A 19,907-nucleotide genomic window follows, 5' to 3' on the forward strand; every position below is an offset into this window, starting at 1 on the left:
AATCTCTTGTCATCAGCAGCGTGTAAAAATAATCCCATTAGTTGATTGTTTTAGGTTACACAAATATTTTAAAAATGATACTATTGTTATCAAATTTTTAATTAAAAAATAAATAAAGAGTGCATTTATTAACAAAATACCTCTTTGGGTTAAGAAAATATTTATCATTACTCTCAAAAAACTGTGGAGCAGCCCTGACTACCTTTCTGGAAAATACTGGCAAGGAGCCAGTTTATGAGGAGATATCCCATTCTGACGGGCTGATTGATAACGAAACACTAAACGCTGATTATGAAGAGCCACTCACTTTTGAAGAGCCGATTTATGAGGAGATACGCCATTCTGACGAGCCGATTTATATGGAGATGAACCGCTCTCAATCCACTCTGAACAGTAATAGAGATGCGCCTATTCGTGAGGCGGATCTGAACTCTACCGAGGCGATCTATATGGATATGGACCGGGGAAGGTCTCAACCCATCCAGCTGTCGAAGGATGATCCTAGTGAAATACTCAACGCGCTTCTTCAACTGATGACCACTATAAACCTCCATAGGGTAAACTTCCTATCCACTGAGGTGCCGGATGAGGTCAATATAGGAAGCAAACAATCAACCAAAACACCAGCTCGTATCGAGGTTTCTCTCCGTATAGACCTCAACAATCCTCAATGCTTCGGATTATCCTGCCACTAAACAATCGGTAGAGAGGTCAAGGCGTTTTGACAGGTTTCGGCAGCCGATGATTTAACAAGCTGTAGCCGCTCACGGCGGCGGTAGTTGAGCCGATTAAGATAGCCAAACGAGCATAGCCGCCGTAGGCCATTGGGAGTGATTCAAAGGCCAAGGTGGTGATATAGATCGACATCGTAAAACCGATACCACACAGCACGGCAACTGCAAAAATCTCGGAGAACTGCACGCCCTCAGGCAGCTTGGCCCAGTGTAAACGGACTGCCAACCAACTAAAACTAAAAACCCCCAAAGGCTTGCCAATCAGTAGCCCCAGGATAATACCTAAGGGCAGCGCGATATTCTGCTGTTCTAACTGGATCCCCTGCAGGGCAACGCCTGCATTGGCAAAAGCAAATAGCGGCAGAATCAGCTCGACGACCCAGGGGTGTAACCGCTGCTCTAACCGTTGAGCGGGGCCGACTGCAACGGAAGAGGGTTGACGACACACCGGAATAACAAACCCCACCACAACCCCAGCTAAGGTAGCGTGGATCCCTGACAGCAACAGTCCCAGCCAGAGGACTCCCCCCAGCAACAGATAGGGGGTAATGGCGGTAACCCCGCGGCGATTGAGCAAGAGTAACCACAGCAGGATCACCAGCACACCCGCTAACGGCAGTAGGGATAGCTGATGAGTATAAAACAGCGAAATGATGACAATGACCCCCAGATCATCGATGATCGCCAACGCCAATAGAAAAACCTTTAAGGCACTGGGAACCCGTCTGCCCAGTAGCGCCAGTACCCCGAGAGAAAAAGCAATATCTGTGGCTACTGGGATGGCCCAACCAGCGTGTGCTAGGCTATCCTGGGCATTGAAGCCCAGATAGATGAGCGCTGGCAGGATCATGCCCCCCAATGCGGCCATGACGGGTAGGACCGCTTGGGATCGGCTGGCTAAGGCACCAACCAGCAGCTCCCGCTTGACTTCTAAACCGACGTGTAGAAAGAATAGGGTCATCAACCCATCATTAATCCACCAGAGTAACGGCCGATGGCAGTGTGTGATCGTAAGACCGATGGGATATTGAATGAAGGCTTGGTAACCACTCTTCGCCGCACTATTGGCGAGTACTAAGGCCAATAGGGTGGCCATCATCAGCAAAATCCCGCCAGAGGCCTCTAATTTAAGAAACCGACGGATCACAGCCCTCATTGCAACTCCTTTCTCCTAGCAATCGTTTACGGAGGTCATTCTAACACAAACCCACACCAGAGCCGATGATCAGCGGCCCATTAGGGGCCGCTGTGGTGACTGGAGGTCCATACTTCACTGCTGCAGGCCAATTTATTCACTACAAAACACCATAATAAACTGATTAAACCCTGTTTAATGATCTTAAAAAATATTTTACCTACATGACGGCCGGATCTTGTATTCCATAGGGCATCGACTACTTTTACTCTGTAGCGTTAGACAAGTGAATCCCGCCATAGACCAGGATCCCTGGAGGATCAGCGGCCCTCGGAGCGGTCTGTTTCAATCCTATTGTGACCGATTAGACTTCTAGGGTTATGCCGAGAGGATTAATCAAAAAGATGACGCGGCACAATTCACGGAAGAGGCTGTTCCAGAGGTTACTGTTCTGTAGCCCTTTAGCAATCCTCTCACTTCAGGCAGCCTCAGCAGCAATGAGTTTACCCGAACTCGGTGAGCCCCTGGTGCGGCCACACCTTGAGGAGAACCGGCGTCCACAACATCTTCCGCGGGAACTATTAACCTACAGTTTAGTCTGTTAACAATTCCTGGGATCTGATGATGCACACCCTGCGAACTCCATTTTAGCCGTGACGCTATCCCGATAACGCTGTGGATCACTGAGGTATTGTTGTAAGCCACGGGCACGGAGCTGGCAAGCTGGGCAGCAGCCACAGCCGCCGCCCAGCTTGCCGTGATAACAGGTCAGGGTCTGCTGGCGCACTAGCGTCAACTGACCATAGTAATCAGCTAATGCCCAGATCTCCGACTTACTCAGCCACATCAATGGCGTCTCTATCTGCACTGGCCGTCCTAGTCCTAGGCTCAAGGCGGGATTCAAGGCTTGGATAAAAGCATCCCGACAATCAGGATAACCAGAAAAATCAATCTCACACACCCCAGTGATGATCCGCTCAGCCCCCACTTGATAGGCATAAATGGCCGCTAAAGTCAGCAATAGAATATTACGCCCGGGAACAAAGGTGTTAGGAACGCCGCCCGCTAATTGGTTCGGCACCGCGAGCTGTTGATGCGTCAAGCTATTGTCACTAAATTGTGTCAGGATGCTAGCGTCCAGCAGTCGATGATGGATAATCCCAAACTGCTGCGCTAGTCTCTGGGCGACCGCAATCTCTGCTTGATGGCGCTGGCCATAATCCACCGTCAGGCAGTGAACCTGCTGGGGGGAGCTCACGTCAGGCTGCTGTAACGCCTGGATTAAACAGGTGGTCGAATCCTGGCCGCCGCTGAATAGGACGACCAGAGGACGATGAGTGGCTGGAGAGTGATCAGAAGACATAGTTTTAAAAACTTTTTTTAGTGAGGCTATACAGTGTCTGTTGATCTTACCGAACGACTGCGCCCCCCGTAAAGCAGAACTGTTGTGAACTGCTGTGCTAGTAGTGCGCAGCTGACTGACTCCGGGGACAATCAATGCATTCTCTAGCCCCTGTTCCAACCGCCAAGGGTACTGAGTTGAACCTGAGATTAGCTAGCCTTCGGTGGCAAACCGCTCTAGTGTCAATAGACGTGAGCGTGACTATCCTCAGCGGCGTTGGCAAAACGGGTCGGTTCACAGGCGTAAAAAGCATTGGCAATCGCCTGCCAGCCCCCCTTCAGAACACCCTCACTATGGTAGTTATCATGGGCCTGTTTTCCGCCAGCCCAGACACCATGCGCCAGCCCCACAGCAGCGCCAACCAAGGTGCTCGCACCACGAACGGCTAAACCACACGCATAACCAAACTTCGTCTCATTCCAACCCCAGCTCTCTACATGATCCGTAGCCCAGCTCTCATAACTCTTGGCATCCACCACGGTTTGCGTCACGCCTCGGCTTAACGAACCGAGAATAGGCGTCGTCACGGCACCCACCCTTTGCCCAATCAGTTGAGCACCCGCTATCATCTGACGGGTTGTCTGTGCTACACCGTCCAGACGCTCTTTCAAAGTCTGTAGGGTGGCACTCTCTACTGGCGGCATCGCTTTTACTCGACGAGGCTCTAAAGAGCGGTTGTGACGTTGCTCTCCCAAGTCTGAGGCACTGGTGCTATGATCCCACAGTAAGCCATTGGCTGAATCAAGGTGATGATACACTCTGTCGCTAGAATCACTATAGCCATAGCTATCAGCAGGCTCAGAGGGTGAATAGGTCGGAACATAGCTAGGGTAAACTGCTACCGTGATCTCATTCTGGGTCATAACCGTTTCCTCATTAAAATTAAACTGTTTTTAGCAACAACAGCGATAGGGGTGCTCATGGCTTTACCTATCGGTGGCGTGCTCTCTCAAGCGTATGATTGATCTTCGGTTGGCCTGCAATCAGCAACTAGTCCAGACCACACCCTATTTTTACCGCTTTGAATTCAATAACTTCTGTTAACTGATGCCCCTATTATGCTGACCGCGCGGATGACTCACCACTCAGGTGGTGTCCCTATTTTATCTCCTACGCTACTACCCAATCACACTATTTTGTAAAAGGATAAACAAAGAGCATCTGCTGCCAGTATTGCGACACCTGATTGATACTTTTCCTTTTTTATCAAATGGTTACCTTCAGATAACGGGAGTGAATAGGTTAACTACAAAGTAGTTGAATTAAGGATTGGAATATACTCCACTACCCCTTATTTTTTGATAAAAATCATAACCTATCAGTCGACAGAGGGTACCACCACAAAATATCAAGCGCCAACATAGACTTCTATGGACAATCGAATATATAAATATACTAATTTCATAGTATTGGATTTACCTCAATTAGATAGAGAATCCTTTTCTGGTAAAGGTTACCTGAAGACAGCAGAGGTTACGTGTGTGTAATAAGGTAAGTCATAAGCGATTACTCGATAAAAGATAAATATTTTCGTATCTTATGTCTAATAGTAAATGAAAGGTAACATTTGTGATAAAAAATAGACTGCAACGAGGTTTTTATTTAATTGAAGCCGTTATCGGGATGAGTGTAGTTATCAGTCTCATGGGCCTTGGATCACGCTACATCATTCAGAATGCCGAACGTAGCATCAATCAGATCACTGCCAACCAGTTGAATAATTTGACAAAAGCCACTCAACAGTATGTGCAGGATCATTATCAATATTTTAAAGAAAATTTACCTAGGAGCATTGATTTATCAGATTTGATCATGCAAGGTTATTTGTCTGATCAATTTATTAAAAAAAATAATTACAATCAAGACTATAGAATTAGCGCTTTTGAAGATAAAGGTGTATTGCAGGTGCTGATCACCACTGAGCAAGGACAAACGATTAGTGAATCATCAATGAGACAAATTGTTGCTCAAGCAGGCAGCTTTGCTGGTTATGTTTCTACGCTTGATAAAGATAAAATTGTCGGGAACCAAGGAAATTGGTTTTTAAAGGGTTTTTCATTAAAACCCGGTCATCTAGCGAGCTATCTAGTCTTCAGTGATCATGATGTGATGGATGCTGGGAAATTCTTGCGGCGCATAAATTTCCCCGATCATCCTGAATACAATAGGATGGAAACTGATTTAGAAATAGATAATCATTCACTCAATTTGAAAGATGGAATAGCACGATCTACTGTATCCTCGAGAACTATTACCTTACAGAACCCCTATAACAAAAGTAGTACAAAAAAAATTACTTTAGATGTCAATGGTACCCCTATGCTAAGTATGAAAGACACCTATAATACTGATTTTGGTGGAATTGAATCTTTACTAAGTGGTGATCGATTGGAATTTACTATAGCTCGTGATGGTAATGAAATTAAAATAGATAACAGAAATCCATCAATCAATGTTAAAAATAAAAATGTTTTTACGTCTATAACTCCTTGGGCACTAAAAACCTCTATATACCCCTATGCGACATTGGGTAGAGGTACAATCAGTAACTATCGAGGATTTTTTAGTGAGGTAGGCAATCAGTATATAAAAATTCCTTTTATAGAGATATTTGACCAATCCGGACATTTACAAGATATAGTTGAGATATGTGGCGCTAAAGAACGGGAGGGAGCTTTGTTTTTAATGGGAATGCGTGGTAGTGGTATGAGGATATTGGCAATCTGTGCTGATGGTATTCCACAGGAAGTAAAAAGATGGAAATGATCATTTTAAGTAAAAGAGTTGGCTAATTGTTATCGACTGGTAGTCTTATCCCATATGAAATGAGTCTGAAGGCGGGGTTCTTTCTAACCTGAAATGAGCCCAAAAGTGACAAAAAGCCAATTTTTGCTCATGATGAAGAGATGAAAACCATCATGAACGTTCATGAAGTTAGTACCATTCAGCAACTATCCAGCTTTCTGGCGGGCACTCAGCCAGTCATTTTCTGTATCGATGAAGATAAGAGGAGTGTTTATCAAACTATCAGTAAGACGTTGTCTAAATTCGCTTACAGTGGCCTCAACAAGCGCAGTAAGGGGATGGTGATCGCTGACCTCATAAAAATCACTGGCGACTCTCGTCAGCAACTGACACGTCTGATAGGCCAATTTAAGCAGACTTGCTCCTGAGTCCCCCGGCCGCGCGCCACTAACGGTTGTGATGCACGTTAATTGCCGATCAAAAGAGGATTACGCTTCCGGGTTACGATAGCTCAAGCCCATGACCAGACGGAGCAGCGCGGCGACCGGCTCAAAGAGATGTTCGGGAATGTAGTGATTCACCTCAACCTCCTCCAGCAAGGTACGGGCTAATGAGACATCCTCAACCACCGGTACGCCGAACTGCAGCGCCAATGCCACCATCTGCAGGGCTTGCTGATCGACTCCTTTTTCTAAGACTTGGGGTAGTGGGCTCTCTCCCGAACGATAATAGAGGCAGATAGCAATATGCGAGGGGTTTTTGACCAAAACAGTCGATTTCTTAACCTTCACCGATAGGCTACCACTCTGGATTTCCCGATGCACTTCACGACGTCGTGACTTCACCTCCGGGCTGCCCTCGGACTCTTTATACTCGCGCTTGATCTCATCTTTCGACATGCGCAGCTGCTTCATCATGCTATGCCGCTGAAAGGCGTAATCGGCTAGGGCAAATACCACATAGCAGCCAACCAAGGTGCCCCAGAGCCAGCTTATCAAGGTGGCGGCCACTGGCAGGGCAGCCCCTAGCCCGCTGGCTGGTAGAAATTGAAAAGTGCCAATATACTGACGCAAAATATAGGTAAAAATCAGCCCTAAGAGTATGAACTTAAACAGCGCTTTGGCGACCTCAAACAAGCTGCGTAACGAGAATAGCTGCTGCAGGTTGGTGACCGGGTTGAGCTTCTCTAATTTGAGGGTCAAGGCCTCGGTAGACAGCAAAAAGCCCACTTGACCCAGCAGAGCGGCTAAGGTCACTAGGATTAATAGTCCTATCATGCCGCCGATAAAGCGTAACATCACACTGAAAAAAGCGCCCATCACTTTGGAGAGCGCTGGTCGTATCGGTAAGCTTAAGGCCTCTAATGCAGTCTCAATGAAGCGCTGCAGAGCACTAAAAAAATCGGGGCCTATAAAAATCAAGTAGCAGAGCAGCGTTGCTAGCTGCACCCCCACGACCAACTCTTGGCTTTTGATCACCTGCCCTTTTTTACGGGCATCTCGAATGCGTTTCTCGGTCGGCTTTTCGGTTTTTTCACTCACGCAGAAAACTCAGCAGCTGTAACACCTGTTCCGTGATCGTCATCGTGTGCCGTCGATAGAGTTGTAGCGCATTCTCTAAACTCACTATCAATAACAGCAACACTAAGACACTTTTAATCGGCATCGCTAAAAAAAATACGTTCAACTGTTGCGCCGAGCGATTCAGTAGTCCCATGGCGACATCAACCAGCACCATAATCAGCATGGCTGGTAGCGCAAAACCAACCCCTAAGTGGTACATTAATAGCCACCACTGCTTGAGAAACAGGAATAGGTGTTCATCCAGGACTAAACAGCGCCCCGGCGCTAACACAGTGTAGCTGGTATACAGGGTGGTTAACAATTGGTGAAAACCGCCAAAACCCAGGAATAGCACAGCATAGAGCTGTAAGAACAATAGCCCATAAATCGACGATTGTGCCCCTAACAACGGATTTAGTAAGGTCCCCATGGAGGCCCCCCGCATCGTGTCAATAATAAAACTGGCAATATCTAGGGCCCAAAATGGAATGGCAGCAGCAAAACCAATCAACATTCCAATGAATAGTTCATGCCCATAATAGTGCAGCAGTAGCCCCAGATCTTGGGGACCCACAGGGGCCACTGCCATATTCAAAGGGATCACCGGTAAAGCGATCACTAAAGCGATGGCGTTGCGCATCAAAGCCCCCCCTAGGCAACGCGCGCTAAACATCGGTAAAAACAGAAACAGTCCCAGCGGCCGAAGAGTACTCAACGCCACTGATGGCAGTAGAGCGAGCCACTGCTCCATCTAAGGCGCCATCTGCACAATCTGTTTAAAGACTAAGTGGGTATAGTTCAGTAAAGTCTCCCCCATCCAAGGGTAGGTCACCACTAAGGTGATACTCACGGCAACCAATTTAATCAAAAACTGTAACGTCTGATCTTGTAGCTGGGTCAGTGCCTGAAATAGACTCACCAACAACCCAACGACCGAGGCGGTGATCACAATGGGCAACGACAGTAGTAATATCAACCACAACAACTGGATGGCCATCTGGACAATGAGTCGTTCACTCATGCGTAGGTCAACACTAGTTGATTCAACAATTGCTGCCAGCCATCAATTAAGATAAAAATCAGCAGTTTAAAAGGTAAAGCAATGGTCATCGGCGAGACCATCATCATCCCCATCGCCAGCAGAATATTGGAGACAATCAGATCAATGGCAATAAAGGGTAGATAGAGCAGTAGTCCTATTTTAAACGCCTCTACCAACTGACTGAGGGTAAATGAGGGCATTAAAACCAGTAGCGAATCCTGAGGCAACCGTGCGCGATACTGCTCCGGCCACACCTGCTGGCCAACATTGCTAAAAAAGCAGATCTGCTTAGGATCAGTATGCCGTATTAAAAACCGGCGGTAGGGCTGTAATACCTCACGATCAAGCCGTTGAAACAGTTGTGGGGATTGCCAATCCAACGGCTGCTTCTCTAAGTGATCGCTGATCTCTAGACCCACCGGGGCCATGATAAACAGCGTTAAGATCAGGGATAGGCCATAAATCGCCATATTCGGCGGCAGTTGCTGGATCCCTAGGGCGTTGCGTAGCAGCGACAAGACTACGGCTATTTTTAAAAAGGTGGTCCCCATGACGATCAATAGCGGCAGCAGTGACAGTAGTGTGAGTAGGGCAATCAGTGAGTAGGGTTGTTCAAATAGCTTCACCAGCAGCTCCTAGCTGAGTAATTCGTATTGCCCAGCGCTTATCAAGCGTCAATAAGCTTCCCCGCCCCAAGCGGCTGCCGTTGATCTGCAGGATCAGATCGTCAGGCGTTAGCGGCATCGAGGGCACTAACGGCTGCCCAGGCGCCAGCGATCGCAACTGCTCCAGGGTTAACTGCGTGACCAGGCACTCTACTGTCACGGCAAACCGTACCGCAGGCTGGGGGGTGCCCTGCCGCTGCTCAGTCGAGTGCCTTATCCGTGCGGTGTCAGCAGGATCCAATGCTGCTGGGGGGCTGCTCGGCTCATCAGAGTACTGCATAAGGGCTCATCGACCTCTTCATAAAAAGTGCTGGGCTAGACCGTTGAGGGTTTACCCGGTTTACGACGCCCCACCACCGCCTTGGCCATACTGTTCATGGCCGATCGGAGTGCTTTAGGGGCGCGCGGCGGCTTGGGGGGTATCACGACCGGTGGGGAAGGCGTGTCCGCCGGTTCGAATGCGGTGACGGGTAGGCTCTGCCCCGTGGCAGGCACAGGCGGCGTTAATGGGACCTGAGCACTAACGGGCTTTTCGTGCTGCTCAAGCCCCGTACCCTGAGCTGATCTCCTGGCCGGGACGCCTGGCTCAACGACCCTAGCCGCTTCTCTTTCCACTGTACTCTCCTCTTCACCGCTTTCTGCTAGGTCATCGCCTAGGGTCGTTACTGCTTCAGTGGCTGCCTCGGTCGTCGAGGCTGCCGCTGCTCTCTTTTCTCCTACTGCTTCTACCACTTCTACTGCCGCCGCTATCGAAGCGTTCTCTAGAGGCTCTTCCTGGGGGGTTGTCAGCAGCGGCGGTTGGTTAAACCAGCCGTCAATCTGTACGATCCAATGGCCGCCGACTTCAATCAGCTGGCCACTCCCCAGATAACGACCATTGGCCTTTAAACGGACGGCGCCCTCAAACAACGACTCTCCTTGCAGGACTTCGCCCACCTGCAGCGCCGCCAGCTGTTCTAACGGCACCCACAGCTGTCCAATCTCTGCCACAACGGTGATCGACAAGGCCTGTACAGCATTGCCGATCTCCGGTGGCCAGTCACTCTGCTCTGCCATGATGGCCTCTACTACGGCTTGCTGTGTATTCGTAAAGCGTACTCTGGCCAATGGCTGCTCCTGAAATAACCAAGCTTCCCCGTGCCATAAGTCGACCGGACCGCTGAGTCTCAGCCCTTCCCCTAACCCTATCCTCTCTAGCGCTTGATCGGGCAGGCGGCACCACCCGGCTACCACACTGATGGCCAGTGGCGGCACCCGGGCACCGCCGGTCAGTGGTTTCCAGGAGCGACTGTGCTCTATTAACCACTGGGCAGGCCAATCCAGTAGACGCAGTGCCAGCTCTGCCTCATCCTCACGCACTAAGATCAGCTTGGGATCCCACGCTTCAGCTAGAGTACCCTCGGTGGGTGGTTTGATCTGCAGCGACGTCGCACCATCCGCCGGCTCATCAGCCAAGTGCCCCAGCAATGGCTGCCAACTCCAGAGTGCTAACGGGGTTAATAGCGATTGATCGATCTGTGCTAACGCCGGCACAGACAGTAATGGCGCTATCCACTGGCACCAGGCAGTCTCCTCACACCAAGCCCGACAGCGCTGCCCTGCCACCGTCAAGGACCATATCAGTCCCACCCCCCCCTGCCGTTCCATCGTCAATCGTAGCCTTCCCTGAGCTTGAACACGTCCATGACCAATGTGTTGACTCAAGGCGATCCAGGCTGAACTATGTGACGGACACCACATAGTGCACCTCCACCGATACAGCATAAACACCACGGTTGAGTAGGGTTAACCAGTGGGGTTTTTGTTCTAATAAACAGTGGTAGTGACGCCACTCACTCACCGATAATGAGAGCTGCAGCTGCCCGCCAGCCAATTCAGCCTTAATCAGTAGTCCAGCCAACGGCCCGTTGATCAACTGCCAGGTTAAACTGATCCCTGCCCCTCGACTGATCACGCGTAGGGCATCACAGTAGCGATCACCCGGTTGTTGTAGCGCCTGTACTATCATTTGCTGGCGCCGGTGACGTTGGGATTCGCTCTCTTCCTCAAACGCTTGCTGTAAAGCGCTGTCCACTGCTTCAAGCGGCGGCTGTAACCAACCAGAAAAGGAGCGCTGGGCTGATAATGAGGGCTGCGGTAGTCGCCCCTTGATCTTGCCACCTTTTTTTAGACACAGAGAAGAGAAACCTTAAGCGACCTGGGATAACCAATTTTTTTCAAAATTTACAGGAGACAGATAGCCTAGCGTTGAGTGCCGTCTCTGTCGGTTATAAAACACTTCTACGTATTCAAAAATGCTCAATTTGGCTTGTTCTCTGCTCTCAAAACGTTCAAAGTGGGTGTGCTCTGTTTTTAAGGTATGGAAAAAACTCTCTGCTACTGCATTGTCATAACAATTGCCCGTACTACTCATGCTAAGCGTTATCTGGTGATGCGCCGATACAGCCTTGAATCCTTTGCTGGTATACTGGCTGCCTCGGTCGGAGTGGTGGATGAGACCTGCAGCAGGCTTCCTCCGTGTTATTGCCTGGCGTAATGCTGCGGCTACTAACTCGGTGGTCATGTGAGCTTGCATATCCATCCCCACGATACTACGAGAGAACAGGTCCAGTACGATAGCAACATACAACCATCCCTCTTGGGTCGGAATATAGGTAATATCTGCTGCCCAGTATTGATCAGGGCGAGTGGCTGTGAACTTCTGCTTGAGTAAATTAGGCGCCACTGCGGCCTTTGGATCGACTATTGTGGTTACCTTAAATCGTTTTTTCATCTTAGCCGCAATATGGGCTGCTTTCATTAGCCGACAAACCCGTTTGCGTGAACAGCGCTCACCTCTAGCTCGTAACTCAGCATGGATACGTGGGCTACCGTAAATTTGGTTGCTTATGGTATAAACCTCTTTAATTTCAGATATTAAACGCTCATCCTCACAATAGCGCTTGGATGGCTCAGCCTTGATAAACTGATAATAGCCACTGCGGGATACACCTAACACGTTGGACATCCTCTCTACGCTGAATTCCCCAGCATGCTTTTGCATAAACTGGTATTTTACTTGCGGGCCACTGAGAAGATGCCCAAGGCTTTTTTTAGGATATCCCTCTCTTCGCGTGCTATCGCCAATTCTTTCCGCAATTGACTGAGCTCAGCATCAGACGCTTTCAGGTATCCTTTGCCCGGGAAAGCCTCTGCACCATCCTTGTTATGCTGATGGACCCACCCTGCCAATGTACTCTTGGGAACTCCCAATTCCTCGCTCAATTGACAGAGCGTTTTACCAGTGCTGTGATACAGCTTTACCGCATTCAGCTTGAATTCCTTATCATAGCTCCTTGATTCCCCTTGATTCATAACTTCACCTCAAAAAGTAACAAAAAATTATACGCTTTGTTCCTCTTCGTTGTGTCCGTTAAAGGGTAGCAAGATCAGCTTACATATTTGACGCTATAAAATCATTTTATAATTGTCAGCGACGATATTTTACACTGTAAATTCGGTGCGAACTTTTTCCGGGACAGACCACTTCGTTTCTTTTCGATGTGTCCATCAAATCGGGTCAAGATCAGTTAGCTTTTTAGCACTTTTGGGCTCATGGCCTAGTGGATAAAAGACTCTGCAACACTTTCAACTTCACGACATCGCTTGAAATAGCGCTAGTCGGGCCCTATATACTCTAGCGCGCGCTTTGAGTGGCCGCCACTTTCGAATGGTCAATTATGAATTGAGGTAGGGGAATGCAGGGGACAGAACGAGAAACCCGCGGGTTTCAATCCGAAGTTAAACAGTTACTACAGTTAATGATTCACTCGCTCTACTCTAATAAAGAGATTTTTTTGCGTGAATTGATCTCCAATGCTTCGGATGCTGCTGATAAATTGCGGTTTCGAGCGCTCTCTGATGCTGATCTGTATGAGGGTGAGGGGGAGCTGCGGGTCCGTTTATGGTGTGATAAGACAGAACGTACCTTGACGATCAGTGATAATGGTGTCGGCATGAGCCGTGAAGAGGTGATTGACCATTTGGGAACCATTGCTAAGTCAGGGACTAAAGAGTTCTTGGCCTCTATGGGCAGCTCAGCTTCCCAAGATCAACAGCTCATTGGCCAATTTGGGGTGGGCTTTTACTCCGCTTTTATCGTGGCAGATAAAGTCACAGTCGCTACCCGGGCTGCAGGTCTCCCTGCGGAACAGGGGGTGTTGTGGGAGTCGAGTGGGGAAGGGGAGTATACGGTCGCGCAAATCACCAAAGCGGATCGCGGTACTGAGATCACCCTGCATCTGCGTGAAGGGGAAGAGGAGTTCTTAGATGACTGGCGGGTGCGCTCTATTATTGGCAAATACTCCGATCATATCGCTCTGCCCGTAGAGCTAAAAACTCAAAAAACCGACAGTAGCAGTGCTGTGGAGGGGGATGACGAGGCAGTTCAGGAGCCTGCAGCCTCCAGCAGCGAAACGGAAATAGTCTGGGAGCGTATCAACAAAGCTCAGGCGTTGTGGGTCCGTAACAAAAGTGAGATCAGCGATGAGGAGTATCGTGCCTTTTATCAGCATGTGTCCCATGATTTCACCGATCCACTCCTCTGGAGCCATAACCGAGTCGAGGGCAAGCAGGAGTACACTAGCCTACTCTATATTCCAGCCAAGGCCCCTTGGGATCTCTGGAATCGTGATCGCAAACAGGGCCTGAAGCTGTATGTTCAGCGGGTCTTCATCATGGATGATGCCGAACAGTTTATGCCGACCTACCTGCGCTTTGTCAAAGGGATCATCGATTCCAATGATCTGCCATTGAATGTCTCTCGGGAAATTTTGCAAGATAATCGCATGACGCAGAGTCTACGGAGCGCCTGTACTAAACGGGTATTGCAACTGTTAGAGAAGTTGGCCGGTGAGGAGTCTGAGAAATATCAGCAATTTTGGGAGCAGTTTGGCAGTGTGCTGAAAGAGGGGATTGCCGAAGATTATAGCAATCGGGAAGCAGTGGCTCAGCTATTGCGCTTCGCCTCAACGCATGAGAGCAGCACCACTGAGCTGTCAGCACGCTATACGGTGGGCCTCAACGACTATATAGCGCGCATGCCGGCTGAGCAGGAGAAGATCTACTACTTAACTGCCGACAGCTATGCTGCGGCCAAAAGTAGTCCGCATTTAGAGCTGTTCCGTAAGAAAAATTGGGAAGTGCTGCTGTTATGTGATCGCATCGATGAGTGGATGATGGGATACTTGACAGAATTTAAAGGCAAGTCTTTTCAATTGATCACCAAAGCAGATCTGGAGCTAAACAAACTCACCGAAACGAGCTCGGAGGAGTACAAAAGCTTAGAGAGTGAGTTGGCACCACTCGTGGAGCGCGTCAAAACGCTGTTAGGGAAACGGGTGAAACGGGTTTGTTTGACGCAACGGTTGACCGATACGCCAGCAGTGGTGACGACTGAAGGCGATGCTATGTCCACGCAGATGGCGAAATTATTAGCAGCATCAGGACAGAAGGCCCCAGAGGTTCAGTACAATTTAGAGCTCAACCCCAGCCATCCCCTGGTTCGGCGGGCGGCAGAGATCCCGGATGAAGATCTCTTTGCTGAGTGGATAGAGCTGCTGTTTGAACAAGCGCTATTAACGGAGCAGGGCAGTTTAGAGGATCCTAACCGTTTTATTCAGCGACTCAACCGGCTGTTAATGAGCGCCTGATGACGGTCAAGCTGGCCGGAAGAGAGGAGAGCATATGCGCGTTGTTTTATTAGGCGCTCCTGGGGCTGGCAAAGGCACCCAAGCGCAGGTGCTGGTGGAACGGTTGGGCTTTATCCACATTGCCACGGGAGAGATCTTGCGCGCTGCAGTTCGTGAGCAGAGTCCACTGGGCATCCAAGTGCAAGCGATGATGGCCAGTGGACAATTGGTGCCTGATCGCCTGATGATTGCGTTAGTCGAGGAGCGGTTGCAGCAAGCAGGCGACCGCCCCTGTCTGCTGGATGGCTTTCCACGTACCTTAGCGCAAGCAGAAGCGCTCACACAGGCGGGGATCAAGCTCGATCAGGTGGTCCACTTAGCGGTACCCGAGGCGGTCTTGATCAGGCGTTTGAGCGGTCGGCGCGTGCATAGGCCTTCAGGACGGCTCTATCATATCGACTATCAGCCACCCCGGGTGGCTGATAGAGATGATATCACTGGAGAGCCCTTAAACACGCGGCCTGATGATGATGAAGCGACCATTCGGCAACGGTTAATGATCTACCAAGCACAGACCGTCCCGTTGATCGCCTACTATCAGCAACAGGCTTTACAAGGCAGAACGCGTTATGTAGCGCTTGAGGCTAATCAGCCAGCGGTGGCTGTCAGTGCGCAGCTGTTAGCACTCTTCCCACAGCAGACAGCCTAACTTCCCTAGGTGAGTGAGTAGGAGCTAAGAGGAATGAGTCTTACCAAAGCGGGTGTACTGCTGGTCAACTTAGGGACCCCTAGTGCGGCGACGCCAAAGGCCATTAGAGCCTTTCTGGGGCCGTTTTTAAGTGATCGCCGGGTGATCGATCTGCCCCGTTGCTTATGGTATCCCCTACTGTATGGTGTGGTGCTGCCGCGGCGCTGCGCCAAGCTGGCTCAGCGCTATCAGGCAATCTGGTTACCCGAAGGATCGCCGCTGCTGGTGTATAGCCGCCGTCAACAACAGGCGCTAGCCGCCTGTTTAGGTTCGGAGATCCCGGTCGGGTTAGGGATGACCTATGGCGAGCCTTCACTGGCCAGCGCCTTAGAGCGCTTGTTGGCACAAGGGATCACAGCGCTAGTGGTGCTGCCGCTGTTTCCGCAATACTCTAGCACCACCACCGCAGCGGTGTGGGATTGTTTAGCACAAGCCCTGCAGCGTTATCGTCGCTTGCCTAAACTCCACTTTATCCGTGATTATGCTACACACCCACTGTTTATTCAGGCACTACAGCAGTCGATCCAGCAGGCTTTTTCACAGCACGGCGCACCGGATCGGCTACTGTTTTCCTATCATGGCATCCCACAGCGCTATGTGCAGCAGGGGGATGACTATCCACAACGCTGCCAAGCGACCACTGAGGCCGTGGTCGCTAAGCTATCGCTGCTCCCAGAGCAGTGGGCCATGAGCTATCAATCTCGGTTTGGCTACGCTGCTTGGTTACAGCCCTATACCGTTGAACAGTTACACCGTTTAGCTCAGCAGGGGGTACGGAACCTCCAGGTGATCTGTCCTGCTTTCTCGAGTGACTGTTTAGAGACCTTAGAAGAGATCACTCAGGAGGCGCGGGACATTTTTCTAAAAGCTGGCGGAGCGAGTTTCCACTATATCCCGGCGCTCAATGATACTTCGGCCCATATCCAACTATTACAGGCCTTGGTCACCGAGACCTTAGCGGGTTGATGGCGGCTGAATAACTGGGCGCTTAGGCGCAGATTTGGGGAGCAGCAGTGCAGTGAGTCCCAGAAGGGTGAAATAGGAACAGCAGTGATAAACAGACTGAAGGCCTGTTTTGTCTGCTAACTGGCCTAGGAGCGCTGCGCCAATGCCGCCCATTCCGGCGGTAAAACCAAAGAACAGTCCAGAAATCATCCCTATCCTGCCAGGGACTAATTCTTGTGCATAGACCAAAATGGCTGAAAAAGCAGAGGCTAAAATCACGCCAATCAGTAGGGTTAACGGCAGTGTCCACGCCAAGTGAACGTAAGGAAGGAGTAGTGCCAACGGAATAATTCCTAGCATAGATCCCACGATGACGACTCTACGACCTAGGCGCTTCGCCAAGGGGCCACCGATGAGGGTCCCCACGGCTACAGAGAGCAGAAAGTAGCAGAATTTAAGTTGCGCGGCGGAGATAGGGAGTTGAAAGTGATCCATGAGGTAAAAAATATAGTAACTATAAAAACTGAATAAATAAATATATTTGGTAAACATGAGCAGCAGGAGCAATCCCAGTGGCCAGGCCACGGCAGACCACCTGAAAGCAGGATCGTAGCGTCCACAATGGCTAAGGTTCGCGAACTGTTGAGTGGGTTGTTTTGACCAGTGGCTAATGGGTAGCAGCATAGAGAAAGCCATGAGCACCGCCACCGTAAACCACAGGATAGCCAGTCTGCCATAAGGAATAATCACTAGGGCTGCTAAAGGGCCGAGCATGCTTCCAAAGTTACCTCCGAGCTGAAAGAGTGATTGCGTTAACTCGTACTGACCACCGGAGGCCATCCGGGTGAGTCGTGAAGCTTCGGGATGAAAAATAGCGGATCCAACCCCCGCTAAAGTAATTGCGAACACTAGGAGGTAAAAATCGGCAGAACAAGCGATCAGAGTGAGACCAATCAATAGCAACAGCATACTGACCAACAGTGCATAGGGCTGGGGATAGCGATCAATCACCCAACCAATGAGCGGTTGTAGAAAGGAGGAGGCCATTTGATAAGTGAATGTAAGCAAACCGATATCACTAAAGGAGAGTGCAAACTCGCTTTTTAATAGGGGATAGATCGCTACAATTAAGGATTGGACTAGATCGTTAAGCAAGTGAACAAGGCTAATACCGCCCACAATGGCTAGAGTCAACGCTGTAGGAGGCTTACTCATCAGGGACTTTGACATAGGTGTTGTATTCCAAATTAGCGGTAGGCCGCTGTTATAGTCTAGTCATGATTGGGCCATCTAGCGGACAAATTGCCTAGGCTAGAGGGGGAAGCTGTTTTCAAACGTTTACAGCAGTGAGGGATGCCTTATCGATCGCCACTAGAGCACTATTGATGATCCTAGTGGTGGTAGTGGTTGCTGATCAAGCCAAGCCAATCCTTGCCGCATGCACAACCGACCTTCGATAAACCAACGCACTGCCAAGGGATAAATCTGCCACTCTTGTTGTTGAACTCGGGCGCTGATCGTCTCCAGAGAATCCTGGGGGTCAATCGGCACTCGAGCTTGTAACACAATAGGACCCCCATCGAGCTGAGCGGTGACAAAATGTACGGTCGCCCCGTGCTGCCGATCACCACTCTCCAGGGCTCGCTGATGTGTATTCAATCCCGGATATTTCGGGAGTAATGAGGGATGAATATTCAGGATCTGCTGAGGGAATTCCTCTAGAAACGTGGCCCCCAGGAGGCGCATAAAACCAGCCAGTACCACGAGATCAGGTTGATAAGCCGCCACCGTCTGGGTTAATAAGTGATCATATTCGGCCCGGCTCAGAAGGGCTGGGCGGCTTAGCGCCACCGCCGGGATCCCGGCCTGTTCTGCCCGAGTCAAGCCGTAGGCTTGTGGCTGATCGCTAATGACGGCGCTGATCTGTGCCGGGATACGGCCCTGTTGGCAGGCTTCGATCAGTGCTTGCAGATTGCTGCCCTGGCCTGAGATCAGCACCACTATTTTTTTCATGATGAAGCTCACCGACTGATCAAGCGGTTTTGGAGCGGATAATCACCGGTTGCGGCCCCTCGCGTTTGACAATATTACCGATGATCCAAGCCTGCTCACCTAAATCGTGCAGTAGCGTCAGGGCGCTATCCACTTGGGCGGCTGGCAGCATCACCAGCATGCCGACGCCACAGTTAAAGGTGCGGTACATTTCATACAAAGTGATCTCCCCCTGTTGTTGTATCCAGTGAAAGAGGGCGGGCCATGACCAGCTGGCTTGCTCAAGGACCGCTTGTAATCCATTGGGTAAGATTCTCGGGATATTATCCCAAAAACCGCCGCCGGTAATATGCACTAGGGCATGGATGTCACACTGTTTGAGCAAATTCAGTATTGAAGCGACATAAATCCGGGTAGGTTCCAGCAGATGCTGCACTAAAGGCCGCCCTTCCAGCAGTGCGGTGGCGGGATCAACCGTGGCGCTTTCTAAAATTTTATGGATTAAGGAGAAGCCATTGGCATGGGGACCGCTGGAAGCGAGCGCCAGGATGAGATCCCCCTCACAGACTTGGCTGCCATCCATTATCTGCGAGCGCTCGACGATGCCGACGCAGAAACCCGCCAGATCATACTCGCTAGGGTGATACATGCCGGGCATTTCAGCAGTTTCCCCACCGACCAACGCACAGCGTGCCTGTTGGCAACCCTCAGCAATGCCGGCAATCACTTGGGTGGCGATTTCAACCTCTAGACGACTGGTCGCATAGTAATCGAGGAAAAACAGGGGTTCAGCGCCTTGAACAATCAGATCATTGACACACATAGCGACCAGATCGATGCCGATGGTGTGATGCTGCGCTTGGGCAATGGCTAAGCGCAATTTGGTTCCCACCCCATCGGTCGCCGAAACCAGTACTGGTTCACGGTACTGTGGTGGGATGGCACAGAGCGCCGCAAATCCGCCGAGCCCGCCGATGACTTCCGGTCGATGAGTTTTTTTGGCCAAGGGCCCGATACGTCGGACTAACGCATTGCCGGCATCGATATCGACACCCGCTTGTTTATAATTTAACGGAGGTGTGGCCACAAGGGTCCCCTACTGATGGTGGTGCCGTTTTGGCAAGTCAGTATGAGCTCCTCAGCGCGTCGTGGGCAGCTATAGCGTGGGGAGCGCTCATTCGAGCAGGTGGCAACCGCTGGGCGGGGTTAGCCTCTGATTGAATGAGCGCTCATTCTAACAAAATAGGGGGAATTCTCTACTGCTCTCT

21 protein-coding genes are annotated in these 19,907 nt (G+C 50.2%); 6 read left to right on the forward strand and 15 right to left on the reverse strand.

Annotation, left to right across the window (positions count from 1 at the left end; translation table 11 throughout):
- Positions 1-119: 119 nt before the first annotated feature.
- Positions 120-695, forward strand: a complete 576-nt coding sequence (locus tag NL324_RS04635; protein ID WP_253306524.1) for a hypothetical protein — start codon at positions 120-122, stop codon at positions 693-695.
- 16 nt (positions 696-711) lie between these two features.
- Here NL324_RS04635 and nhaA read toward each other — a convergent pair whose 3' ends face one another.
- The 3 genes from nhaA to NL324_RS04650 all read right to left on the reverse strand — a co-directional run bounded on the left by nhaA (position 712) and on the right by NL324_RS04650 (position 4,134).
- Positions 712-1,890, reverse strand: a complete 1,179-nt coding sequence (gene nhaA / locus NL324_RS04640) for a Na+/H+ antiporter NhaA (protein ID WP_253306525.1) — start codon at positions 1,888-1,890, stop codon at positions 712-714.
- Positions 1,891-2,470: 580 nt separating this feature from the next.
- On the reverse strand, positions 2,471-3,232 hold the full coding sequence (queC, locus tag NL324_RS04645) for a 7-cyano-7-deazaguanine synthase QueC (RefSeq protein WP_253306526.1): 762 nt from the start codon (positions 3,230-3,232) through the stop codon (positions 2,471-2,473).
- A 221-nt stretch (positions 3,233-3,453) separates the two neighbouring features.
- On the reverse strand, positions 3,454-4,134 hold the full coding sequence (locus tag NL324_RS04650; protein WP_253306527.1) for a hypothetical protein: 681 nt from the start codon (positions 4,132-4,134) through the stop codon (positions 3,454-3,456).
- Positions 4,135-4,840: 706 nt separating this feature from the next.
- Here NL324_RS04650 and NL324_RS04655 point away from each other — a divergent pair.
- Together NL324_RS04655 and NL324_RS04660 are read left to right on the forward strand one after the other, a co-directional pair.
- On the forward strand, positions 4,841-6,037 hold the full coding sequence (locus NL324_RS04655) for a type II secretion system protein (RefSeq protein ID WP_253306528.1): 1,197 nt from the start codon (positions 4,841-4,843) through the stop codon (positions 6,035-6,037).
- A gap of 152 nt (positions 6,038-6,189) precedes the next feature.
- Positions 6,190-6,444 (forward strand): hypothetical protein, encoded by a 255-nt coding sequence (locus tag NL324_RS04660; protein WP_253306529.1) that lies wholly within the window; start codon positions 6,190-6,192, stop codon positions 6,442-6,444.
- Positions 6,445-6,504: 60 nt separating this feature from the next.
- Here NL324_RS04660 and NL324_RS04665 read toward each other — a convergent pair whose 3' ends face one another.
- The 9 genes from NL324_RS04665 to NL324_RS04705 all read right to left on the reverse strand — a co-directional run bounded on the left by NL324_RS04665 (position 6,505) and on the right by NL324_RS04705 (position 12,639).
- Positions 6,505-7,557, reverse strand: a complete 1,053-nt coding sequence (locus NL324_RS04665) for an EscU/YscU/HrcU family type III secretion system export apparatus switch protein (RefSeq protein WP_253306530.1) — start codon at positions 7,555-7,557, stop codon at positions 6,505-6,507.
- Entirely contained in the window at positions 7,550-8,329 is a 780-nt protein-coding gene (sctT, locus tag NL324_RS04670; protein ID WP_253306531.1) for a type III secretion system export apparatus subunit SctT, read from the reverse strand. The genes NL324_RS04665 and sctT overlap by 8 nt, the downstream gene beginning before the upstream one ends.
- Entirely contained in the window at positions 8,330-8,599 is a 270-nt protein-coding gene (sctS, locus tag NL324_RS04675; protein WP_253306532.1) for a type III secretion system export apparatus subunit SctS, read from the reverse strand. It abuts the gene before it with no gap.
- Complete coding sequence (gene sctR, locus NL324_RS04680) at positions 8,596-9,246, reverse strand: type III secretion system export apparatus subunit SctR (protein ID WP_301282758.1); 651 nt, start codon at positions 9,244-9,246, stop codon at positions 8,596-8,598. Before sctR ends, sctS begins: the two co-directional genes overlap by 4 nt.
- Positions 9,233-9,565 (reverse strand): FliM/FliN family flagellar motor C-terminal domain-containing protein, encoded by a 333-nt coding sequence (locus NL324_RS04685; RefSeq protein WP_253306533.1) that lies wholly within the window; start codon positions 9,563-9,565, stop codon positions 9,233-9,235. Before NL324_RS04685 ends, sctR begins: the two co-directional genes overlap by 14 nt.
- Before the next feature lie 35 nt (positions 9,566-9,600).
- Positions 9,601-11,025, reverse strand: a complete 1,425-nt coding sequence (locus tag NL324_RS04690; RefSeq protein ID WP_253306534.1) for a type III secretion system protein SepQ — start codon at positions 11,023-11,025, stop codon at positions 9,601-9,603.
- A complete protein-coding gene (locus tag NL324_RS04695; protein ID WP_253306535.1) occupies positions 11,006-11,359 on the reverse strand; it encodes a hypothetical protein in 354 nt (117 codons plus the stop codon). The genes NL324_RS04690 and NL324_RS04695 overlap by 20 nt, the downstream gene beginning before the upstream one ends.
- A gap of 114 nt (positions 11,360-11,473) precedes the next feature.
- Positions 11,474-12,424, reverse strand: a complete 951-nt coding sequence (locus NL324_RS04700; protein ID WP_366516351.1) for an IS3 family transposase — start codon at positions 12,422-12,424, stop codon at positions 11,474-11,476.
- Positions 12,340-12,639: a transposase gene (locus NL324_RS04705; protein ID WP_253305847.1), complete on the reverse strand. Its 300-nt coding sequence runs from the start codon at positions 12,637-12,639 to the stop codon at positions 12,340-12,342. The genes NL324_RS04700 and NL324_RS04705 overlap by 85 nt, the downstream gene beginning before the upstream one ends.
- Positions 12,640-13,022: 383 nt before the next feature.
- Here NL324_RS04705 and htpG point away from each other — a divergent pair, with 383 nt between their 5' ends.
- The 3 genes from htpG to hemH are packed head-to-tail and all read left to right on the forward strand — an operon-like array spanning position 13,023 to position 16,668.
- Complete coding sequence (gene htpG / locus NL324_RS04710) at positions 13,023-14,975, forward strand: molecular chaperone HtpG (protein ID WP_253306536.1); 1,953 nt, start codon at positions 13,023-13,025, stop codon at positions 14,973-14,975.
- A 34-nt stretch (positions 14,976-15,009) separates the two neighbouring features.
- A complete protein-coding gene (locus NL324_RS04715) occupies positions 15,010-15,663 on the forward strand; it encodes an adenylate kinase family protein (RefSeq protein WP_253306537.1) in 654 nt (217 codons plus the stop codon).
- Positions 15,664-15,696: 33 nt separating this feature from the next.
- On the forward strand, positions 15,697-16,668 hold the full coding sequence (hemH, locus tag NL324_RS04720) for a ferrochelatase (protein ID WP_253306538.1): 972 nt from the start codon (positions 15,697-15,699) through the stop codon (positions 16,666-16,668).
- Here the strand turns inward: hemH and NL324_RS04725 are convergent.
- From NL324_RS04725 to purM, 3 genes are all read right to left on the reverse strand, one after another.
- Positions 16,657-17,877, reverse strand: a complete 1,221-nt coding sequence (locus NL324_RS04725; RefSeq protein ID WP_253306539.1) for an MFS transporter — start codon at positions 17,875-17,877, stop codon at positions 16,657-16,659. The two genes, hemH and NL324_RS04725, sit on opposite strands and share 12 nt — an antisense overlap.
- A 141-nt stretch (positions 17,878-18,018) precedes the next feature.
- Positions 18,019-18,660, reverse strand: a complete 642-nt coding sequence (gene purN, locus NL324_RS04730) for a phosphoribosylglycinamide formyltransferase (RefSeq protein ID WP_253306540.1) — start codon at positions 18,658-18,660, stop codon at positions 18,019-18,021.
- A 19-nt stretch (positions 18,661-18,679) separates the two neighbouring features.
- Entirely contained in the window at positions 18,680-19,726 is a 1,047-nt protein-coding gene (purM, locus tag NL324_RS04735; protein WP_253306541.1) for a phosphoribosylformylglycinamidine cyclo-ligase, read from the reverse strand.
- Positions 19,727-19,907 lie beyond the last annotated feature (181 nt).

Origin of the sequence: unidentified bacterial endosymbiont (genome assembly GCF_918320885.1) — a bacterium.
Taxonomy (GTDB): domain Bacteria; phylum Pseudomonadota; class Gammaproteobacteria; order Enterobacterales.